The sequence below is a fragment of the Mucilaginibacter sp. genome (assembly GCF_028287845.1).
GTDB lineage: Bacteria > Bacteroidota > Bacteroidia > Sphingobacteriales > Sphingobacteriaceae > Mucilaginibacter.
Window position 1 is genome coordinate 15,421 of sequence record NZ_JAQBOW010000001.1, and the last position, 22,332, is coordinate 37,752.

Annotated in this window: 19 protein-coding genes; 13 read left to right on the forward strand and 6 right to left on the reverse strand. The window is 39.9% G+C overall.

The window, feature by feature from the left end; translation table 11 throughout:
• The first annotated feature begins 8 nt into the window (after positions 1 to 8).
• The 4 genes from JWP71_RS00070 (at position 9) to JWP71_RS00085 (ending at position 3,171) form a co-directional block, all read left to right on the forward strand.
• Positions 9 to 374: an endonuclease domain-containing protein gene (locus JWP71_RS00070; RefSeq protein ID WP_299495694.1), complete on the forward strand. Its 366-nt coding sequence runs from the start codon at positions 9 to 11 to the stop codon at positions 372 to 374.
• 152 nt (positions 375 to 526) lie between these two features.
• On the forward strand, positions 527 to 934 hold the full coding sequence (locus tag JWP71_RS00075) for a GNAT family N-acetyltransferase (protein ID WP_299495695.1): 408 nt from the start codon (positions 527 to 529) through the stop codon (positions 932 to 934).
• Between the two features lie 129 nt (positions 935 to 1,063).
• Positions 1,064 to 2,179: a M42 family metallopeptidase gene (locus JWP71_RS00080; protein ID WP_299495697.1), complete on the forward strand. Its 1,116-nt coding sequence runs from the start codon at positions 1,064 to 1,066 to the stop codon at positions 2,177 to 2,179.
• 89 nt (positions 2,180 to 2,268) lie between these two features.
• Positions 2,269 to 3,171: a sugar phosphate nucleotidyltransferase gene (locus tag JWP71_RS00085; RefSeq protein ID WP_299495699.1), complete on the forward strand. Its 903-nt coding sequence runs from the start codon at positions 2,269 to 2,271 to the stop codon at positions 3,169 to 3,171.
• 61 nt (positions 3,172 to 3,232) lie between these two features.
• Here JWP71_RS00085 and nhaA read toward each other — a convergent pair whose 3' ends face one another.
• From nhaA to JWP71_RS00100, 3 genes are all read right to left on the reverse strand, one after another.
• On the reverse strand, positions 3,233 to 4,411 hold the full coding sequence (nhaA, locus tag JWP71_RS00090) for a Na+/H+ antiporter NhaA (protein WP_299495700.1): 1,179 nt from the start codon (positions 4,409 to 4,411) through the stop codon (positions 3,233 to 3,235).
• Positions 4,412 to 4,759: 348 nt separating this feature from the next.
• Entirely contained in the window at positions 4,760 to 5,692 is a 933-nt protein-coding gene (locus JWP71_RS00095; RefSeq protein WP_299495701.1) for a DUF5996 family protein, read from the reverse strand.
• 56 nt (positions 5,693 to 5,748) lie between these two features.
• Positions 5,749 to 7,500 carry a DUF885 domain-containing protein gene (locus tag JWP71_RS00100; RefSeq protein ID WP_299495702.1) on the reverse strand — a complete coding sequence of 584 codons (1,752 nt, stop codon included), beginning with the start codon at positions 7,498 to 7,500 and terminating at the stop codon, positions 5,749 to 5,751.
• Positions 7,501 to 7,578: 78 nt separating this feature from the next.
• Here JWP71_RS00100 and JWP71_RS00105 point away from each other — a divergent pair, with 78 nt between their 5' ends.
• The gene (locus tag JWP71_RS00105; protein ID WP_299495703.1) at positions 7,579 to 8,052 is read left to right on the forward strand and encodes a DinB family protein; all 474 of its coding nucleotides are present in this window, start codon (positions 7,579 to 7,581) and stop codon (positions 8,050 to 8,052) included.
• A 10-nt stretch (positions 8,053 to 8,062) separates the two neighbouring features.
• Here the strand turns inward: JWP71_RS00105 and JWP71_RS00110 are convergent, their stop codons facing one another.
• Positions 8,063 to 9,355 (reverse strand): alpha/beta hydrolase, encoded by a 1,293-nt coding sequence (locus JWP71_RS00110; protein ID WP_299495704.1) that lies wholly within the window; start codon positions 9,353 to 9,355, stop codon positions 8,063 to 8,065.
• Positions 9,356 to 9,610: 255 nt separating this feature from the next.
• Here JWP71_RS00110 and JWP71_RS00115 point away from each other — a divergent pair, with 255 nt between their 5' ends.
• The gene (locus JWP71_RS00115) at positions 9,611 to 12,031 is read left to right on the forward strand and encodes an outer membrane beta-barrel protein (protein WP_299495705.1); all 2,421 of its coding nucleotides are present in this window, start codon (positions 9,611 to 9,613) and stop codon (positions 12,029 to 12,031) included.
• A gap of 4 nt (positions 12,032 to 12,035) precedes the next feature.
• Here JWP71_RS00115 and JWP71_RS00120 read toward each other — a convergent pair whose 3' ends face one another.
• Positions 12,036 to 12,416, reverse strand: coding sequence for a DUF1634 domain-containing protein (locus tag JWP71_RS00120; protein ID WP_299495707.1), 381 nt, complete (start codon positions 12,414 to 12,416; stop codon positions 12,036 to 12,038).
• A gap of 63 nt (positions 12,417 to 12,479) precedes the next feature.
• Positions 12,480 to 13,316, reverse strand: coding sequence for a sulfite exporter TauE/SafE family protein (locus JWP71_RS00125; protein WP_299495709.1), 837 nt, complete (start codon positions 13,314 to 13,316; stop codon positions 12,480 to 12,482).
• Between the two features lie 172 nt (positions 13,317 to 13,488).
• On the opposite strand from JWP71_RS00125, the gene JWP71_RS00130 reads away from it, so the two are divergent.
• The 7 genes from JWP71_RS00130 to mraY all read left to right on the forward strand — a co-directional run bounded on the left by JWP71_RS00130 (position 13,489) and on the right by mraY (position 22,310).
• Positions 13,489 to 15,318, forward strand: a complete 1,830-nt coding sequence (locus JWP71_RS00130; protein WP_299495710.1) for a UbiD family decarboxylase — start codon at positions 13,489 to 13,491, stop codon at positions 15,316 to 15,318.
• Between the two features lie 404 nt (positions 15,319 to 15,722).
• Positions 15,723 to 16,196 carry a division/cell wall cluster transcriptional repressor MraZ gene (mraZ, locus tag JWP71_RS00135; protein WP_299495712.1) on the forward strand — a complete coding sequence of 158 codons (474 nt, stop codon included), beginning with the start codon at positions 15,723 to 15,725 and terminating at the stop codon, positions 16,194 to 16,196.
• On the forward strand, positions 16,177 to 17,082 hold the full coding sequence (rsmH, locus tag JWP71_RS00140; protein ID WP_299495714.1) for a 16S rRNA (cytosine(1402)-N(4))-methyltransferase RsmH: 906 nt from the start codon (positions 16,177 to 16,179) through the stop codon (positions 17,080 to 17,082). The genes mraZ and rsmH overlap by 20 nt, the downstream gene beginning before the upstream one ends.
• Positions 17,079 to 17,486, forward strand: a complete 408-nt coding sequence (locus tag JWP71_RS00145; RefSeq protein WP_299495716.1) for an FtsL-like putative cell division protein — start codon at positions 17,079 to 17,081, stop codon at positions 17,484 to 17,486. Before rsmH ends, JWP71_RS00145 begins: the two co-directional genes overlap by 4 nt.
• Positions 17,483 to 19,612 carry a penicillin-binding protein gene (locus tag JWP71_RS00150; protein WP_299495718.1) on the forward strand — a complete coding sequence of 710 codons (2,130 nt, stop codon included), beginning with the start codon at positions 17,483 to 17,485 and terminating at the stop codon, positions 19,610 to 19,612. The genes JWP71_RS00145 and JWP71_RS00150 overlap by 4 nt, the downstream gene beginning before the upstream one ends.
• Positions 19,609 to 21,069: a UDP-N-acetylmuramoyl-L-alanyl-D-glutamate--2,6-diaminopimelate ligase gene (locus tag JWP71_RS00155; protein WP_299495720.1), complete on the forward strand. Its 1,461-nt coding sequence runs from the start codon at positions 19,609 to 19,611 to the stop codon at positions 21,067 to 21,069. Before JWP71_RS00150 ends, JWP71_RS00155 begins: the two co-directional genes overlap by 4 nt.
• On the forward strand, positions 21,069 to 22,310 hold the full coding sequence (gene mraY / locus JWP71_RS00160; RefSeq protein WP_299495722.1) for a phospho-N-acetylmuramoyl-pentapeptide-transferase: 1,242 nt from the start codon (positions 21,069 to 21,071) through the stop codon (positions 22,308 to 22,310). Before JWP71_RS00155 ends, mraY begins: the two co-directional genes overlap by 1 nt.
• The last annotated feature ends 22 nt before the right edge of the window (positions 22,311 to 22,332 follow it).

Genomic DNA, 22,332 nt, shown 5'->3' on the forward strand with positions numbered 1-22,332 from the left:
AAAGAAAAATGGTCAGGATAATTCCATATAACTCTAATCTAAAACGTCTCGCTAACAAGCTTAGAAAAGACATGACCTATGGCGAGGTTTTGCTTTGGAACGAACTAAAAGAAAATAAACTTTTTGGGTTTGATTTTGACAGGCAACGCTGTATCGACAATTACATAGTCGATTTTTATTGTAAAGAGTTATTTCTAGCTATAGAAATAGATGGAATGTCTCATAATAATGAAGAGACATTTGCAAAAGATGAGATCCGGCAAAGGAAATTGGAAGAATTAGGGGTAAGGTTTATTAGGTTTTCAGAATCGGAAGTTAAAAATGATATGATGAATGTTCTGCGGGTATTGAAGGTATACTTGTTGACATTATAAAAAGTAATCCTTCTATAAAATTGCCCTAAGGAATTGATGCGAGTTTATTGGATAGTTAACGAAACCCCTCCCTGCCCCTCCCGAGGGAGGGAATCGCACGGCCCTGTGCTTTGCATGGTTTGTAAAACCTTTTACATATATTCTTTTACCTCATGATCATCATAGAACAAATCCGCCCCGAACTAACCTGGCGCTTGCGGCAGGGGGTAATGTATCCCCACAAAAAGTTGTACGAGATGGAAATGGAGGAAGATAACCTCGGCTATCATTTCGGCGCGTTTATGGGTGATAATTTGGTGGGTGTAGTTTCCCTGTTTCAAAATGGAACCAATTTCCAGTTTAGAAAGTTCGCGGTGGATGCGTCGGTACAAAATATGGGTATCGGCAAAACGTTGTTAAAATATATCATGGACTTTGCCATCGCCGAAGGCGCTAAACGGATATGGTGCAACTCCCGTGTAACGGCAATGGGATTTTATTCGCGATACGGTTTTGTACAAACAGGTACCAGGTATACACAAAATGACATAAATTATGAGGTTATGGAAAAAATCATTTAAGCTGAAAGGCAAAGCTTAAAGCTAAAACATTATACTACACTAAAAAAAGCTTTTGCCTTTATCCTTTAACCTTTTACCTCAATTGCTATATTTGCGATAGCTAATAAAAACGGCTGAAAACATAAAGCTATGTCTAAAAAAAAATCAGATAAAAAAGAACACGTTGCTATAGTAACCGATGCTTCCCTGTCTTTTCTTGAAAAATATATCAATAACGCCTCGCCTACCGGTTTTGAGTGGAAGGGTCAGCAGTTATGGCTGGATTATATTAAGCCCTACGTTGATGATCATTATGTTGATAATTATGGTACAGCAGTAGCAATTATTAATCCCAAGGCAGAATATAAGGTAGTTATAGAGGCGCATGCCGATGAAATTTCATGGTTTGTAAATTATATTACCAGCGATGGTTTAATATATGTTATCCGTAACGGCGGTTCAGATCACCAGATAGCTCCTTCAAAAAGGGTTAATATCCATACGGATAAAGGGGTTGTTAAAGCTGTATTTGGCTGGCCGGCTATACATACCCGCCTGGGCGGCGAAAAAGAAGAAGCACCATCACTTAAAAACATTTTTTTAGACTGCGGCTGCACCACAAAAGACGAAGTTGAAAAACTGGGTATTCACGTAGGTTGCGTTATTACTTATGAGGATGAGTTTATGTTGCTTAACGACCGCTACTACGTTGGCCGGGCGTTAGATAACCGTGTAGGCGGCTTTATGATTGCCGAAGTTGCCCGTCTGTTAAAAGAAAATAAAAAGAAATTGCCTTTTGGCTTATACATAGTAAATGCTGTACAGGAAGAAATTGGTTTGCGCGGTGCCGAAATGATAGCACATCGTATTAAACCAAACGTAGCTATTGTTACTGATGTTACGCATGATACACAAACGCCAATGATAAGTAAGATAACACAGGGTGACCTGGCTTGTGGTCGCGGTCCGGTTGTATCATACGCGCCTGCGGTACAAAATAACCTGAATAAGCTATTAATAGATACTGCCGAAAAAGAGGGTATTCCTTTCCAGCGCCAGGCTTCATCACGTTCAACAGGTACTGATACTGATGCTTTTGCTTACTCTAATGATGGTGTGCCTTCTGCATTGATCTCTTTATGTTTGCGCTATATGCACACTACTGTTGAAATGGTACATAAGGAAGATGCTGATAATGTGATCAGGCTGATTTATGAAGTATTGCTAAATATCAAATCAGGACAAGATTTCAGGTATATTAAATAAACATTTTCTTGAAAAATGATGTTGAAATATCCGTGGGTTATAATCCCCCGGATATTGACAAAATTATTTAACACCTCTTTAATTAAACTATGAAACCAACACTATTAATACTGGCCGCCGGTATGGCCAGCCGTTACGGAAGCATGAAGCAGATTGACGGATTTGGACCCAACGGAGAAACCATTATAGATTATTCTATCCATGATGCCATTAAGGCAGGATTTGGAAAAATAAGCTTCATTATACGCGAAGAATTTGTAGACTCCTTTAAAGCCATATTCGAACCTAAATTAAAGGGTAAGATTGAAACTGATTATGTTTTTCAAAGCTTTGACCTGAAACCTTTCGGGATAGATAAAACTATTGAGCGCGCTAAACCATGGGGAACCGCACATGCTGTGTTGGCTGCCCGTAACCAGGTACATGAGCCTTTTTGTGTTATCAATGCTGATGATTATTATGGTTATGATGCCTTTGAAAAAATGGTTAAGTTTTTAACTACCGAAGCATCTGATACACAATATTCATTGGTAGGCTACCAGATAGATAAAACTTTGTCTGATTATGGTTCGGTATCGCGCGGTGTATGCGAGGTTGATGCCAATGGTAACATGACAGAAGTAAATGAACGTACTGAGGTTTACTTTACCGATGGCGGAAAAGTTGCCTATAAAGATGCCACAGGCGAACACCCCCTGCCAAATGATACCCGTGTATCTATGAACTTTTGGGGATTTACGCCGGCTGTATTTAAGCAAAGCGAGCAAATGTTCAGAGACTTTGTTGAAGCCAACGAGCATAACCCTAAAGCAGAATTTTTTATCCCATTAGTAGCTGATAACTTGATAAAAAGCGGGCTGGCATCATTTAAGGTGATACCTACCGCGTCAAAATGGTTTGGCGTTACTTATAAAGAGGATAAGCCTATTGTGCAAAAATCAATTTCTGAACTGGTAGCAAACGGAACGTATCCGGCTAATCTTTGGGGTTGAAAAATAATAGACTTAGTTTTATAAACTTCATAAGTCTTATCTAATATATTACAGATCCCGCTTAATGGCGGGATTTGTTGTTTGTGACCAGCACATTTTTTAAGTAAATAAACCCGGCTATGCCTGCAATAACAGAAGCTATCAAAATAGCAAACTTTGCCTCAATGTTATAAATTGAGTTACCAAAGGATAACAAAGAGATAAATATAGACATGGTAAAGCCTATACCGGCCAATAAACCCATGCCCGTAATATGTTGCCAGGTTATTAATTCAGGTAATGACCCTATTTTAAATTTAACCGAAAGCCAGGCAAAAAGCATTACCCCAACCGGCTTACCAATCAGCAACCCTAAAATAATCCCCAAACCTAATACACTTATAACGCCATTAACCATATTAACTTCAAAATGAATATTTGTATTGGCGAGCGCGAAAAGCGGCATTATAAAAAAGTTAACCGGCGTAGTTAATTGGTGTGCCAGTTTTTCTAATACGGGGCCCTTTTTAGAACTTACAGGTATAGTAAATGCTGTTAATACGCCTGCAATAGTGGCATGTATACCCGAGTGGTGTATAAAATACCATAATGCTATCCCCGGGATAATATAAAAGACCAAATGCTTTAAGCCCAATTTATTCATCAATAATAAAAGTAAAAATATACTCAGGCCTACCAACAAGTAAAGCCAGTGCAACGTGGTTGAATAAAATACAGCGATGATTATTATAGCTAGTAAATCATCAACAACGGCCAGGGTTGATAATAAAACCTTAAGAGCGGGTGGTACAAGTTTGCCTAACAGGGCCAAAACGCCTAATGCAAATGCAATATCAGTAGCCATTGGTATTGCCCAGCCTGCGCCGGTATTAGTACCATAATTGAATGCGAAAAATATTAACGCCGGCACCATGGCCCCGCCTATAGCGGCAAATATGGGTACCGCGGCGATTTTAAAGTTAGATAAGTGCCCGCCGATGATCTCATTTTTAATTTCCAAACCTATCAGGAAAAAGAAAACAGCCATTAAGCCATCATTGATCCAGTTTAATAAAGAATATTTTAATTGAATTAGGGGAGATTCATAACCAAATTTAAATGATAACAGCTTTGTGAAATCCTGACTAACTGATGAATTGGCAATGATTAAAGAAATAATTACACATATAATTAATATTACCCCGCTGGCTTGTTCAGATTTTATAAATTCTAAAAATTCTCCGCTTTTACGTTTTATCATTTTGGTTAGGTAGCTTCATAAAAGTACAAAAACTAAATGAAGGGGTATACAAGTCTAAATAAATAGTATAAATCAAAAAAAATATCATTTCGATAGAGCCGAGGGGGTGTGTTGGGGCGAGCGAGAAATCTTATACGCTTTTGCATGGCAATATCGTATAGTGTATAAGATTTCTCACTCGTACCTCGTATCGAAATGACATAGAGCGTTTCTTATCCTGAACTCGCGTTAATTTAATAGTTAGTTTATTTGGAATTATTTAATACGTTTATTTTTAGCCAATTGCAATTTTTAATGTACCAAGGTGTACAGTACAGTAATAGCATTTAACTGGTATAGGTTATTGCTTTATCCCTCCAACCACGATAGATCACACTCTAAAGCATTTCTGTCCCAATTGCCGGTATTCGCCGCGGCTATATAGGTAGTTTCTAAAAATTCAAGCAACGTTTTTTCAGGATCAGCGGCCAATCGCACATCATCATATTTTAAAAAGAACTCGCCCATTTCCGTACTATAAAATGCCTGGGTTGGTTTAACAGGCTGCTCGCTAAATGCAGCCGGGGTAGGGTAACAGTAGGCGTAAAAAGCGGGGTGTGGAAATTGCTCATTGCCGGGCCAAAAGCCGCAGCTGCTTACTTCATGCGAGTAAGCTTCCTGCGTTACGCGGTCGGGCATATTGGGTACACCTCCGGGGTGCAATGGCGCCCGCCTGCCCGAAAAACGGGTAACAGCCAGATCAAACGCTCCCCAAAAAAAGTGAACCGGGCTGCACTTGCCGCTAAATTTTGAGCGGAACCCGGTGAAAATTGTGTTAATGGTTAATAAAGCTTTAAAAAACTTGTTTATCTGTTCTTTATCGTATGATCGATGTACTTCGTCCTGTTCAAAAGGTATAGCCGGGTCAATTTCATTTGGTTTGGCATAAATGGTAACGTCAATACCCAATATTTTCAGCTTTTCAAAAAGCTCCTTGTAAAAGCTCGCTACAGTGCGCGGGTATAGTTCTATTTTTTGGCTTTCGCCCGAACTGCAGGTAACTATCAACTCATGCGCTATAAAATCAAAATCTATCTGGAAGCTGCCATCCCCGTTAGGAATACTATGGGTAGTTAAGCCACGCGGATAAACATACAAGGTAACGTGCCATGAGTGATTGAGCCACGGCGTTTTTTTTAACCGTATTTTTCCAACTATTTGCGTCCAAAGTTGTACCGTAGCAACTGTGTCTTTTAGTTGATCGAAAATTAGTTCGGGCCAGTTGGTGTTATTAATCGCCATGATGTTTTAAATTAAATATACCATCGTTCAAGATGATATAGAAACAACTCACTATACTATTTGTTCCCTAACATAGCAGTTCTTATAAACTTAACTGGAGCGCTGCCATAGCTCAGAAATTTTTCGTTAAAGTCTTTCAGTTTATATTTGTCGCCCATTTTGGTTTTATAGGCTTCACGTAAATCGATGATCTCTTTATAACCATCGTAATAACTATCTAATTGTACGCTGGTAACACTTACCCGTTTCCACTTACCTTCGGCTTCTGCCTGCTGTTGAAAAGCTTCTTTGATAAGAAACGTCATAGCTTGTTCTTTGGTCATGCTCAAACAATGCACAGCATAATCTAAAATACTATTGCAAACAGACCGCAAGTGCCACTTGTACCACATCAGCTTCATTTCGGGCGAATCATCATAACCATTGTCCAGCATCATTTGTTCGCTGTAAACAGCCCAGCCTTCAATCATAGCCGTATTGCCAAAAATGGCTTTAATTTTGCTTGGAGCCTTATTAGCATATACTTGCTGTACATAATGCCCGGGTATGGCTTCATGTATACATAGTATTTGTAAAATATATTGATTGTATTCGCGCAGGTAACTTTCGGCTTTATCTGCCGGCAAGGCAGAAAGATTACTTATATTAAAGTAAGATTTTCCTTCTTTATCATAAGCTCCCGGCGAACTCATAGAGGCAAATGCCGCGCTGCCAGAATAAGCCGGCAGTTTACTTACCTGTAATGGTTTGGTAGGGTCAACTGTAACCAGGTCTTTGGCTTTTACAAATGCTATTAATTTAGGGAGCTGGTTTTCAATGGCCAACTGAAATCCGCCAGGCGTGGTGTGCTTGCCCGAGAGGGTATCCAATACCCGGCTTATCATTTCAAGCGAATCAGCAGGCATGGTTTTCTTTCCGAAATATTTTGGCCAAAGCTGTCGGCTTATTTTGGTCATTTCGCGGTGTACCTGTTTTTTCCTTTCGCCCGCCATGTTAAACAACTGCTGCGCGCCGTAGGCAGATTGTGTTTCGTATTTAAACTTATCATCATACAATTCCTTACCCAGCCTGAAACTGCGGGCATGGTCGTTCTTCATGTTTTTTAACCAGGCAATGTAGGCTCTAATACTTTCTGCGGATATTTTAGCCCGCTCCGTCATTTTTTTCTGCTCGCCATTAGGGATGTTGGTTTTCTTTAGCGAGTCTAAAAAGTCTTTTTCCATTACATTAATGCCACCCGTTTGCTGCTCAATGGCTTGGTCGGTTAACTCGGGTACCGGGTTCTTAATTTGCTTTTCGGCCTCTTTATAATAAGTAGGCAGGTCTGCCATTTTTTCATAGAAATTACGCAAACGCTTAGCTAAAGGCGCATAAGGCTTATTTAATATTTGTGCAAACGTGCCTACAACATTATAGCGGGTGGGGGCCCACTCGTATGCTTTGAGTATCATAATCTGCCAACTCGTATAATCTAAATGATTTTGCATCAGGCGATAATCTATTTTATTCAGTTCCGACAGATCATTCACCTCAAAACGCGACAAAGAATCAGTTTGTAGTTTAATAAAATTAAGCATCGCATCCCGGCTTTTATCGTTAGGGATAACCAATAAGCTATCATATTTATGATAGCCTTCGCCGGTTGCCCAATCGGGGTTAAGTTTCCATAAAGCATCCAGAAAATGTTCTTCATAAGCAGTAAACGCCTCGTCGCCTTTTCTGCCTGACGGGCCGCTACCGGCATCTTTTTTACATCCTATAAAAAAGGTAGCACATACCAGAAGTAGAAGCAATATTTTCCTGACCATTATAGATATTTTTTTGTTGCATAAACTTAGAACATTTAACCCAAAAAAGCTATTATCAATTAAAAACAAGTACCTGTTATGAACAGCGAGCATGAATCTATTATTATTGATGAAGTAGTAAAACTACTGCAAGGCGGTAGCGCGCATATTGGTTTAAAGGGTGCACTGAAAGGTCTTCCTGCCGAAGCGCGCGGAGCTGCACCAGATAAACTACCTTATAGTATATGGCAATTGGTAGAGCATATACGTATTGCCCAATGGGATATGCTACAATTTTGTTTGAATGCCAACCATAAATCGCCAAAATGGCCGGATGATTACTGGCCAAATGAAAGTTTACCGGCCGACGATGCAGTCTGGGAAAACTCTTTAAGGCAAATAGATAACGATCTTAAAGAATTTATTGAACTGGTAAAAAACGAAGATATCTACAAAAAGCTTCCTCATGGCAGCGGGCAAACCATTTTACATGAAGCCCTGCAAATTGCAGATCATAACGCTTATCATATCAGCGAGATAATTGTGATAAGAAGATTGCAGGGTAATTATTAGAGGGGGCTGCTTACTTCACCCCCTTCACAAAATCAATCACACTTGTCACCAATTCAGGTTTCAAGGGCAGATCGGGCTGGTTATAAGTAGCCAGGTTCTGTGTCTTATCGGCCGGAGCATCTTTAAGTACATGGTTCATACCATGTATAATGGTTAGTATAGATGTTGATTTTCCCTTTTTTAGTTTATCAGCGTCTTCAAGCGTTACCTGCAAATCGGTAGTGCCTTGTACAATCAATGTTGGGATTTTTAATTTTTTTATCTCTTTCTGCGGATCGAACCTGCACCAGCTCATTACATACATTTGTATACTTGGCCTGATTATAAAATATAGTGAAGGGTCGACACTTTTTTGGACCTTACCATGGCGTAACGAATCCATGATTTTTTTAAAACCATCAGCAAGGTATTGTGGCTGCGATTTCATTTGTTCGGTTAATACCTCTTCGGCCGGCCGGCCGGCACCTGCAAGTGAAATGAAAGCATTAACACTTGTTTCAGTAGCCCTGGCAGCCAACATTCCAACCAGCGAACCCTCGCTGTGGCCCATTACAATTATTTTAGAAAACCTGGCATCATCTTTCAATAAATTGATCAGGCCAATGGCGTCATCCACGTAATCATCAAAACGTAGTTCGCTTTCTTTACCAGAGCCGGGGCTTTCGCCAACCATGCGTTTATCATAACGTAAAGATGCGATGCCACTTTTGCCTAAAGCCTCGGCCATCAATTTATAATCATTTGTAGCCAGGTTAAGTTTGACACTATTACCATTACGGTCAACAGGGCCCGAGCCCGCAATTATTAACACAACCGGAAATTTATCTTTGGCATCTTTTGGTACGGCCAAAGTGCCAGAAATTGTACCCGATAATGTTTTTAACAATATTGGCGATTCTGTTATAGAAGGATCGATCCCAGCATCAATTTTAGCAGACTCCTGGTAGGGGGTTAATACCAATCCAATTATTTGGTCTTTATTATTTAATGATATATTAAGTAAAAATGTACCATTTTGAAAAGTAGCTTTATAAACAGCCAGTGGATTATTGTATTTCAGGAACTCGGTTTTTAACAATTGCCCAAGCTGCCCCCTCAACTGTGTTGTGGTAGTTTTGAATTTATCCGCCGGTAAGGTTGCCATCATTTCGGGACTAAAGTCTTTCGAAATACTGTCGGGGCTATTAGCATTGTAAAACTTTTTAAACTGGATTGCAGTAACCATATATTTTGGTGGTTCGGCTTGTGCAAAAATCTTAACTGTAAAAAGTATGGTCAGTAAAAAAAAAGCTATTTTTTTCATTTATCAGTAGTAATATTTTAATTGCGAAAATTAATAAAAATCGGGGATAACTTTTTTTTATTATATAATTTAGAAACTTATATATCATATTGCCCGGGTATTAATAACTTTAGTTGCAAATAAGACGTAAAAACCCGATAATAGATATTTTATACGTATAAGTTATTGCATATATATAATTTAATATTACTATAATAAAATTCTACATCTATATATTTAATGAAGTTTTTAACGAGGGGCTTATTAATAGCGTTCATGATGTGTGCGTACAACTATTCATATGCGCAAACAGGTCTTTCGGAGATTTATGGTAAGGTTTCTAATGATAAGCATTTGGCTGCTGAAGCTGCTACGGTTATATTGTTGGCTGCCGCCGATTCATCTATCATCAAATCAGTAGGGTGCGATGTAAATGGCTTGTTTAAATTTAGTGCTAAACCCGGTAATTATTTATTACTGATAAGCAAAATAGGGTATGAACAATCTTTAACCGGTCCGTATGAGCTGATGGCGGGTAAAGAAGTTGTTAACAATGATATTATACTTGTCCCTCATCTTCCACAATTGAAAGAAGTTTCTATAACCGCCCATCGGTCTTATGTGGAAGTTAAGCCTGGGAAGGTTGTATTAAATGTTCAAAGCAGTATAATTGCCGAAGGAAATTCTGTAATTGAGATTTTAAGACAGGCACCGGGTGTGCATGATGATGGTCGCGGCAATTTAAGTATTCTTGGCCGTCAGGGTGCCTTAATAACAATTGATGGCAAGCAGGTAAATTTATCGGGGCAAGATCTAACTGATTTACTGCAAAGCATGCCCGGCAGTAATGTACAACAGATAGAGTTAATAGCCAATCCGTCAGCAAAATATGAGGCCGGTGGGGCGGGTGTGATAAATATCATATCAAAAAAAGGAGTAAATGCAGGTACAAACTTTACAGCGAATGCCGGCATTGGTTATGGTAAATTTTACAAAACAAATGCCGGATTAAATTTTAATAGCCGCATGGGCAACGTAAATATTTTTGGTAATTACAGTTATCTTCAAAATAAAACCTTTCACAATTTTACAACAGATCGTGTTATTAACTATAATGGTTTAATAAGTGATTACGATGTTAATTATTCTGCTACGCAATTAGGCAAAAGTCATAATTTTAGGTTAGGTACAGATATTCTTATCTCGCCTAATAGCACATTTGGAGTTTTAGTAAGCGGTACAATTAATAATAATACTTATGTAAAAAGCAATTTGCTCAATATTACTAATAGTGGTGTATTAGATTCTACGATATCCACAATGTCAAAACCAAATCGTGGTCAAAGTAATATAAGTTATGATGTTAATTATACAGGCAAACTGGATACGGCAGGAAAGATGCTATCAGCAGATATAGTATTTAATGATATTAACCGTCATTATTCCGAATATATAGATAATCATTTTTATAATGCGGCTGGCGGCAGTTACCGTTCGCCATTGTACCTGCAAAACTTATCACCGGCTGTTATACATATTTGGGCAGCAAAGGTTGATTATGTCAACCCCCTATCAAAAACATCACAAATAGAGGCCGGCGTAAAATATAGTTGGGTACAAAGTGATAATAATTTGATTTTTGGCCCACAAATAAACGGCGTTTATACAAGCTCGCCTTGGTTTAGCAATACCTTTATATTTAAGGAAAATATTAACTCGGGTTATATCAATTACACTAACAAAATAGACAAGTTAAATATAATGGCAGGGTTGCGTGTTGAGGAAACCAATTCGACCGCGAACTCCGCAACCGCGATGACTACTACTAAAAAAAGCTATTTGGATTGGTTCCCGCAGTTGCAGCTGATTTATCAGGCTGACGAAAAAAATGAGTTTAATTTTAGTTTTAACCGTGGTATAACCAGGCCGCAATATGAAGATATAAATCCGTTTTTATATTATGTTGATTTGTATGATTATCGCTCGGGCAACCCCAATTTACTTCCTCAATATTCCAATAGGATACAATTATCACATACCTATAATAAAACATTTGTAACCACTTTATACGCTGCTAATATTACTAACCTTTATGACTTGATTGATTATTCGCAAAATGATTCATCAAAAGTAAATATTACTACAAAGAAAAACTTTGGTTCCTTTTCGAGTATAGGCTTAAAGTTTTTTGCCCCGGTTACGTTTAATGCATGGTGGAATGGCAATTTTTTAGCTGATGCCTCTTATCAGCGCTTTAAGGCCTATTCTGAAAATGGTAACTTAAATAAAGGCACGCCGGATGTCATTTTATCAAGTGAGCAAGATTTTAAAATAAGCAGTACAATTTCTGCACAGCTTACAGGTAAATACGAGACGCCCAATTTTTATGGCATTGGCCAGATCAAGGCAAATTATCGTGTGGATGCGGGTATAAGTAAGCAGCTGTTTAATAAAAATGGAACATTGCGGTTAACTATAAACGATATTTTTAATACCTATAGAGATAGAGCGGTTGTTAATTATCAAAACCTTAATATGACGATATATGATAAGGTAGAGACCCGGATTATAAGACTTGGCTTTATTTATCGTTTTGGAAATACGTCGCTTAAAGGAACAACCAGGCATCGTGCCGGTAATGAAGATGAGCAAAAACGTGCAGCTGGTGGAGTGGCCGGTAATACATCCGGAAATTAATAAGTTACCCCGCGTGCCCGCTAAGCATGCTGATGAAAATTATTAATAAAACCAATATCGTAATACCTGTATACAAATAATCTTTCTCTAATATAAACCCCACCGCCGAAAATAGTACACGTATGATAGGCGTGGCTATTAATAAAATGATGCCGCCTTGTATTACTGCTCTGCCCCTAAAAGTTAATATGCCATGTAAAATATCGGCGCCCGTTCGCACAAAATCCGGTACTCCTTTAAATGTATGGTAATCAGCTATCTCATTTCCATGCCTGTATAGGTACACTGTTCCCCCAAAAAGTACGATGCCGATGGAAAGAAATACGCCTATGCGTAATACCCAGCCTATTGCAGATTGTATATCTGTATCTTTAAGTTTGTTCATTTGTATAGCAATATTTTATTATCTATCTACTAATATCTACCCACCAATAACTAATCAACTATGCTATATCTTTCCCATTATCCCGTTATAAATCATCTGTATAGCCAATACACCTACTACTACCGAGAAAACTACCCTTATCCATTTGGATGAAGTGCTGTTTACCAATATCTTAGATCCGCTCATTGCACCCAGCAATACACCAATAACAACCGGCATTGACAGGCCCGGATCAATATAACCGCGCTGCAGGTAAACCACCGCGCTTGCAGCAGCAGTAACACCAATCATGAAATTGCTGGTAGTAGTTGAAACTTTGAACGGTAAACGCATAATGCTATCCATCGCCAAAACCTTTAAAGCGCCGGATCCTATCCCCAGCAACCCCGATATAACACCTGCAAATAACATCATGAAAAAGCCGCCTGCTACATTACTTACACCGTACTCAACCGCGCCATCTGCTGTTGGGTAGCTGCTGTTAAGTTTTAATTTTTCTGCCAGGTAGCTTTTGTGTGTAGTGATATGCCCTGATTTTTTTCGTAGCGACATTAATGCTGATGATATTAATATCAACCCAAATAATATGGCTATATAATGTGTGGATGTATAAATTGCCAACATAGCGCCTGTCATAGCCCCTGCCGTTGTAGCTATTTCTAAAAACATACCCAGCCGCATATTGGTAATGCCCTCTTTTACATAAGCCGCTGCTGATCCGGACGATGTGGCGATAACCGATATAAGTGATGCGCCAATAGCGTAATGAATATCAACATGTAATAATAAGGTAAGTAAGGGAATGATGATAAACCCGCCGCCCAGGCCGGTTAGCGAACCTAACAGGCCCGCGAAATACGAGCCGATGAGTATAATAATAGTGAGCTCAATTACTGACATATTAACACCAAAACGTTTAGGCCCTAAAAGTAATAATAACTTTTTTTAAGGGCATTGTTTAATGTTTATCTATGGATTTAGTGGAGAACGCAGCTTGGTTTAGAATGATAAAATACTATACCATCACACACTTTTTCAATTTGTACATTTGCTGCTGTTTCAATAAAAATCTATGGGTTACCCGAGTTTACAAGCCTGCATTACCGACCTTGAAAAACATGGTCATTTAATACGTATAAAAGAAGAGGTAGACCCCTACCTGCAAATGGCACAAATACACCTGCGCGTGTTTGAGCATGGCGGGCCGGCTATTTTATTCGAAAATGTAAAGGGTAGTAAATTCCCCGCGGTATCTAATTTATTTGGTACGCTGGAGCGCTCTAAGTTTATTTTCAGGGATTCGCTGGATAAAGTAAAAACATTGGTCGACATAAAATCAGACCCTATAAAAGCTATCAAACATCCTTTTAAGTATGGCAGTGTGGCCCTTACTGCCTTATCGGCTTTGCCGATGAAAGTGAGTAAGAAAGATTTTGCTAAATGCCATATCAGCGATTTGCCGCAAATAGTAAACTGGCCCAAAGATGGTGGTCCGTTTGTTACCATGCCGCAGGTTTATACCGAAGATAGCGATAAGCCCGGTGTTATGAATGCCAACCTGGGCATGTACCGCATACAAATGGCGGGTAATGATTATATATTAAACAAAGAAATTGGCTTGCACTACCAACTGCACCGTGGCATAGGTGTGCACCAAACCAAAGCCAATGCGAAAGGGCAGGCGTTAAAGGTGAGTATATTTGTAGGCGGCCCGCCATCGCACCCGGTTGCGGCCGTAATGCCATTACCCGAAGGTTTATCAGAAATGACCTTTGCCGGAGCGTTAGGTAACCGCCGTTTCCGTTATTTTTATGATGAGGAAGGTTTTTGTATCTCTGCCGACGCGGATTTTATAATAACCGGAACCGTTGAGCCTCACGAAAATAAATTGGAGGGCCCGTTTGGCGATCATTTGGGTTATTATAGTTTAGCGCATCCGTTCCCGTTACTAAAAGTTGATAATGTTTATCATCGTAAAGATGCGGTATGGTCATTCACCGTAGTTGGCAGGCCACCGCAGGAAGATACCAGTTTTGGAGCCTTGATACATGAAATTGCCGGTTCGGCTTTATCGCAGGAAATACCGGGATTACATGCGGTTAATGCTGTTGATGCGGCCGGCGTGCACCCTTTGTTATTTGCCATAGGCAGCGAACGGTATACACCTTATATAAAAGAACGTAAACCACAGGAAATATTAACTATTGCCAATCATATATTAGGTAAGAATCAACTGAGCCTTGCCAAATACCTGTTCATTGCCGCGCAGGAGGACGACCCAAAACTAAATGTAAATGATATTGGTGCTTTTTTAACGCACGTGCTACAGCGCATAGACCTAACCCGCGATTTGCATTTTCATACCAAAACAACTATTGATACGCTTGATTATAGCGGCAGCGGACTAAACTCCGGCAGTAAATTAGCTGTTACCGTTGCCGGCGATATTAAGCGTGAACTATGGAGCGATGTGCCTGTCGGTTTTGAATTGCCACTGCCATTTATTAATTACAAAATGGTAATGCCGGGTGTGTTGGCTGTAGAGGTTCCTAACAATATAAGAACCAGCGATATGCCCCTTATGCTGGAAATTTTACAGGAACATTTTGGCGAAACCGATCTGCCGGGTATCCCGTTAATGGTGTTGTGTGATAATGCAGCCTTTACTGCCCAAAATTTGAATAACTTTGTGTGGGTAACCTTTACCCGCAGCAACCCATCGCATGATATTTATGGCATTAATGAATTTATAGAGCATAAGCACTGGGGCTGTTATGGTCCGCTGATAATTGATGCGAGGATAAAGCCGCATCATGCACCTGTGTTAGAGAAAGATGCTGAGGTTGAGAAGCTGGTGGATAAAATGGGAGAAAAGGGTGGTGCGTTGTATGGGATTATTTAGTACTATTTTGTCATTCTGATATTTAACATCCTGAGTTATAAAATTCGCAAACCCCTGAAGGTGAAATGACAACGTTTAAACAAACACGTCATGGCAACAGCAAAGCAGTCTACTGTACCATGTACACGTTGATACACCTGGGACACCCTGGTACACTTGAAGCGCCTGCTTATAAAAAACCGTTTCTTTTATAAGCTGTGCCTTGCCAATAATTCTCAATTACTAAACGTTAAATAATAGTACTCTGTTGTAAATCAGGCTGCAGTGATTTGCCCGTTGCTTTTTTATTTTTTAAGTGGGGTAAGTATTGTCATAATAGTGTTGAAAACTTTTGGTGGTAAAAAGTGTTAAAAAGTGGTAAAACTAATTTACTTTTACGTTACCAAAATTGTCGAAGTGTAACTATGTCAAATTTTTTAGGTGAATTTGATTGCAAACTGGATGCTAAAGGGCGTATGATGATACCCGTTGGCCTCAAAAAACAGCTTCCCGAAGCTGTAAGTGAGGGGCTTGTCATCAATCGGGGGTTCGAAAAGCATTTGGTTATTTACACCCGTAATGAATGGAATAAAATAGTTGAGGACCTGAGTAAGCTTAATCAATACGAGAAAAAGACCCGCGAATTTATAAGATATTTTACCCGTGGCGCGTCAGAATTAACGCTTGATGGGACCGGTCGCGTGCTTTTGCCTAAACCATTGTTAGAATATGCGGGCATTAATGCCGATGTGGTATTGGCCTGTCAGTTTAATAAAATAGAGGTTTGGAGCCAGGAAGCCTACGAGGCGCAGATGGATAACGAGCCCGAAAACTTTGCAAATCTAGCCGAAGAGGTAATGGGTAACGCAGGAAGGAGGAATGATGAGCAACTATCATAATCCCGTAATGCTGCAGGAATGTATTGAAGGCCTGAATATAAAAAAAGATGGTACTTATGTTGATGTAACCTTTGGTGGCGGTGGTCATTCAAAAGAAATATTAAAGCATTTGGGTAAAGACGGCGTATTGCTGGCTTTTGACCAGGATGCCGATGCGCAGCAAAATTTAATTGATGATGAACGCTTTGTGTTCATTGATCAGAACTTTCGCTATCTGAAAAACTTTTGCCGCCTGCATGGGGCTATCCCGGTTGATGGTATTTTGGCGGACCTGGGTGTATCATCCTACCAGTTTGACCAGGCCGAGCGCGGGTTCTCTATCCGTTTTGATGCAGAGCTGGATATGCGCATGAATCAATCGGCAGAACTAAGTGCTAAAGAAGTAGTAAATAATTATTCGGAAGCCGAGTTGCACCGCATATTCGGCATTTACGGTGAGATACAAAATGCAAAATCGCTGGCAAATACCATTGTAACTGCCCGGTTAAACGCGCCAATTATAACCGTTGCCGATTTGAAGAATGCCATTGCAGCACGCATCCCGAAAGGAAAAGAAAATAAATACCTGGCGCAAGTGTTCCAGGCATTACGTATTGAAGTGAACCAGGAGTTGGAGGCGTTGAAAGATTTTTTAATGCAAACGGCTGAGGTGTTGGAAACGGGCGGAAGGCTGGTAGTAATGTCATACCATTCGCTGGAAGACAGGCTGGTAAAAAATTTCATCGCTAAAGGCAAATTTAGTGGCGAGGTAGAGAAAGATTTTTTTGGCAATGATCAAAAGCCATTTGATGCGGTAAGTCGCGGAGCTATTACAGCATCAGAAGAGGAGATAGCAATTAATAACAGGGCACGCAGTGCAAAATTAAGAATAGCAGTAAAGAAATGACCAATCGTTTGCGTACAGAAATTCCGGAAGAAGAGTTGGAGAGCGAATTGATCGTTGAGGAAAAGACCGTAAAGGAAATTCCCGACAACTTTCTGACTAAGTTTTTAACGAAAGGATTTATCACTACTGATGATGCTACCCGTGCTTTGCCTTTTGTTTTGTTCCTGGCTTTTTTAGGAATGATATATATAGGCAACCGTCACCTGGCCGAAAAAAATATCCGCGATATAGAAAAAATAACCAAAGAGGTACACGAATTGGGTTGGGAATATAAAATAACCAAAGCCGACCTTGCTTATAAAAGTACTTTAACAGAGGTAGCCAAGCGTGTAGATACTTTAGGAATAAGAGAGTCTATACAACCGGCGCAAAAAATTACCATTAAGGAGGATGCTGCGCAATGAGTATCAGAACCAATATACTGCTTCGTGTTTATTTAGCTTTTGGCTTGATATTGCTTTTTGCCCTGGCTGTTGTGGTACAAATGTACCGCCTGCAATTTGTACAGGGCAATAAATGGAAAGCAATGGCTTCTAAACTTTCAACCCGATATGAAAGTGTTGAAGCTACCCGTGGCAATATACTTTCGGTTGATGGTAGTTTGTTGGCTACGTCTGTACCAGAGTATGAATTGCACATGGATATGTTTGCCGGGGGTATTGAGGACGACAAAATGTTTTACGGAAAAGTAGATTCATTGGCGCTTAAACTATCACAGCTTTACCCTGATAAATCAGAAACAGAATACTCACGCATGTTGCGCGATGCCCGTAAAGATAGTTCGCGTTATGAATTAATAAGGCGCAAGGTAACTTTCCAGGAATTAAAGCAGATAAGAAAGTTCCCGATATTTAACTTGGGGAAATATAAGGGTGGCTTAATTGTGTTGCAGCAAAACAAACGTATACTGCCTTTCCGCTCATTAGCAGCACGTACCATAGGCTACAAAAACGAAAACATTAAAAATCCGGTTGGATTAGAAGGCGCCTTTGCAAGCTATATTAATGGCGAAAATGGAAAACGTTTAATGCAGCGTATTGCCGGTGGTACCTATATGCCGGTGAATGATGAAGATGAAGAAATACCCGCTAAGGACGGCGCTGATATTATATCTACCATTGATGTTAACTACCAGGATGTAGCTCAGGATGCATTAAAGAAACAATTGATAAAAAGCCAGGCCGATCATGGCTGTGTGGTGTTAATGGAAGTAGCAACCGGCGAAATTAGGGCCATTGCAAATTTTACCCACATAAAAGGCGGTGGTTATGAGGCTAAAGATTACCAGGAAAAATTGAACTATGCCATAAGTGACGCGCGCGATCCGGGGTCGACATTTAAACTGGCATCGTACATGACAGCGTTTGATCAGCATAAAATAGATACCAATAGTTTGGTTGATGTTGAAGGCGGAAAATATAAAATGTATTATAAGGATAAAGTACTTAAAACCTTTACCGATGCAGAATATAACCCAAGCCCGATGACCGCGAAACATGCCTTTGAAGAGTCATCAAACGTTGCTGTAGTGAAATTTATCAGCTCGCATTATCAAAATAACCCTAAGGAGTTTACAGATAATTTATATGCCCTGCATTTAAATGAGAAGCTCGGTCTGCAAATACACGGGGAAGCGCGCCCGGTAGTTAAAAATCCGGCAAACAGAAGCTGGAGCAAATTAACATTGCCGCAAATGGCCTACGGGTACGAAATGCAAATTACACCCTTACAAATGCTTACTCTATATAATTCTATTGCTAATAATGGCAAAATGATAGCGCCAATTTTTGTAAGGGAGATACAGCGCATGGGTAATACTGTTGAGCATTTTCAGGCAAGGATTATCAATCCTAAAGTTTGTTCGGACGCTACATTAGGTAAAATGAAAAGCCTGTTGGAAGGGGTTGTATTGAACGGAACGGGTAAGACCTTTATTAAAAATAATTTATACTCGGTAGCAGGTAAAACGGGTACGGCGCAAATTGCAAATGACGGTGCCGGCTATGGCGAACAAAAAACCTACCAGGCATCGTTCTGCGGTTATTTCCCGGCAGATCATCCCAAATATGCTATGATAGTAGTGATAAACCACCCAACCGCTGGCAATTATTTGGCAGCTTATGTGGCTGGCCCCGTATTTAGGGAGGTGGCAGACAGGGTATACTCAAGCGATTTGGAAATGAAACATAATACGCCCGCACATTTTGTAGGTAATACAACTTTACCAAAAGTTAAGCAGGGTAATATAAGCGCGTTAAAGCAAGTATATTCAAAATTGGGCGTTAAGCCATTATACGCCGCGGCTAATACAGGTTTAGATACCAGCAGCGGTTTACCATACGAAGAAGTTAAATATAAAGCCGGCACTGTACCAACGGTAACAGGTATGGGGCTAAGTGATGCTTTGTATCTGTTAGGTAATGCGGGCTATAAAGTAGGTGTAAAAGGTAGTGGTGCAGTAAAAAGCCAATCCATAGCAGGAGGAAGCCGGGTACCAAAAGGTTCAAAAATTACAATAGAATTAGAGTGAGATACTTAAGCGACATATTAACCGGATTACCATTTACCGAGCTGCAAGGCGCGGTAGACGTAGAGATCAGCGCTGTGGTGTTTGATTCGCGCAAGGTTGTGCCCGGTTGTTTATTCGTTGCCGTAAAGGGTACACTGGTTGATGGTCATGATTATATTGAACAAGCCGTAAAAGATGGAGCAGTAGCAGTAATATGCGAGGAACTGCCGGGCCATACAGCAGGCGAGGTCGACTTTTTAATGGTGGCAAATTCAGCCATTGCGCTGGGTATTGTAGCTGCTAATTTTTATGATAACCCTTCCGATAAATTAAAACTGGTTGGCGTAACGGGCACTAATGGCAAAACTACCATTGCTACGTTATTGTATCAATTGTTTCGCGATCTGGGTTATAAGTGTGGCTTGCTTTCAACGGTAGAAAATCAGGTTAATGGCAAAGTCATCCCATCAACCCATACCACACCCGACCCTGTAGAGTTAAATAAGCTACTGGATGAAATGGTTGCCCAGGGCTGCGATTATTGCTTTATGGAAGTAAGCTCGCACGCGGTGGCCCAACACAGAATAGAAGGATTGGTGTTTTCGGGAGGCATATTTTCTAACCTCACACATGACCATTTAGATTATCATAAAACGTTTGATAATTATTTAAAAGCCAAAAAAGCATTTTTTGACGGTTTGCCAAAAAGCGCTTTTGCATTAACCAATAGCGACGATAAAAATGGCAGTGTAATGCTGCAAAATACTAAGGCCCATAAAAAAACCTATGCCCTTAAAAGTATGGCCGATTACAAAGGCAGGATACTTGAAAATCAGTTCGGTGGCTTATTGTTGCTGATAGATAACGAGGAAGTGTGGTTTAAAATGGTAGGTACCTTTAACGCTTATAACTTATTAGCAGTATATGCTGCTGCTATGTTGTTAGAGCAGGACAGGGCAAAAGTATTAACCAGCTTAAGTAAACTATCAGGTGCCGAAGGCAGGTTTGATTATATAGTGGGCCCTAATAAAATCATTGGCATAGTTGATTATGCCCATACGCCGGATGCCGTGCAAAATGTATTGAGCACTATTCATGATATCCGTAAAAACAATGAAAAAGTAATAACCGTAATTGGCTGCGGCGGCGACAGGGATAAAACCAAACGCCCTATAATGGCAAAGGTAGCCTGCGAGTGGAGTGATAAGGTAATACTTACATCTGATAATCCGCGCTCTGAAGATCCGGCGCAAATTATTAAGGACATGGAAGCAGGGGTTGGCCCGGCTTTTAAAAGATCGACAGTAAGTATTACAGACAGGCATGAAGCAATTAAAACGGCTTGTATGCTGGCGCAGCCGGGTGATATTATCCTGTTAGCAGGAAAAGGTCACGAAAAATACCAGGAAATAAAAGGTGTGAAAAATCACTTTGATGATAAAGAAGAGTTACTAAACCAATTTAAATTGATGGGATAATGCTATACTATCTATTTACATATTTAAACAAAAACTACAATATCCCGGGAACGGGGGTGTTTCAATACATCACGTTCAGGATGGCTATGGCAGTAATTGTATCGTTAATTGTGACCACAGTTTACGGGCGCAGACTGATAGATTATTTACGCTACAAACAAGTAGGCGAAACCGTAAGGAATTTAGGTTTAGAGGGCCAGATGCAAAAAGCGGGCACACCTACTATGGGAGGGCTAATTATTATCCTGGGTATATTAATACCAACCCTTTTGTTTGCCAAGCTGGATAATATTTATATTATCCTGATGATAATAACTACAATATGGCTGGGCGCTATTGGTTTCCTTGATGATTATATTAAAGTATTCAAAAAAAACAAAGAAGGTTTAGCCGGCAGGTTTAAAATTGTGGGTCAGGTTGGTTTAGCGCTTATTATAGGCTTTACCATGTACAATCATAAAGACATAATGATACAACAGGAAGTGAAGTTGCCTGTACAATATGATACTAAGATAGATTTCCACATGCGGGGTAATAAACCTGTTTTAACGCAGGATGTTAAATCGACAAAAACCACTATGCCTTTTTATAAGAACAACGAATTTGATTATAATAAAGTGCTTAAATTTTTAGGACCAGGTTATCAAAAATATACGCTGATTGTATTCTTATTCTTTGTTATTGTGATTATAACAGCTGTATCCAACGGTGCTAATATCACCGATGGTATTGACGGTCTGGCGACAGGGACATCGGCCATTATTGGGGTCACGCTGGCTATATTGGCTTATGTGTCAGGTAACTATATTATTTCTGATTACCTCAATATCATGTACATCCCCAACTCGGGCGAGTTGGTGGTTTTTGCCGGCGCATTCATCGGGGCATGTGTTGGGTTTTTATGGTACAACTCTTACCCGGCACAAGTATTTATGGGCGATACGGGCAGCCTTGCAATTGGTGGTATTATAGCCGTATTCGCTATCATGATACGTAAGGAATTAATGATACCACTGTTATGTGGCATATTCCTGTTAGAGAGTTTGTCGGTAATTATGCAAGTGGGTTGGTTCAAATTAACCAAGAAAAGATTTGGCGAAGGGCGAAGAGTGTTTTTAATGGCGCCGCTTCATCACCATTATCAAAAGAAAGGTTTTCATGAAGCTAAGATCGTAACACGTTTCTGGATAATAGGTATTATGCTGGCAATATTGACGATAATAACATTGAAGTTGAGATAGATTAAAGTCCATGGTCCATAGT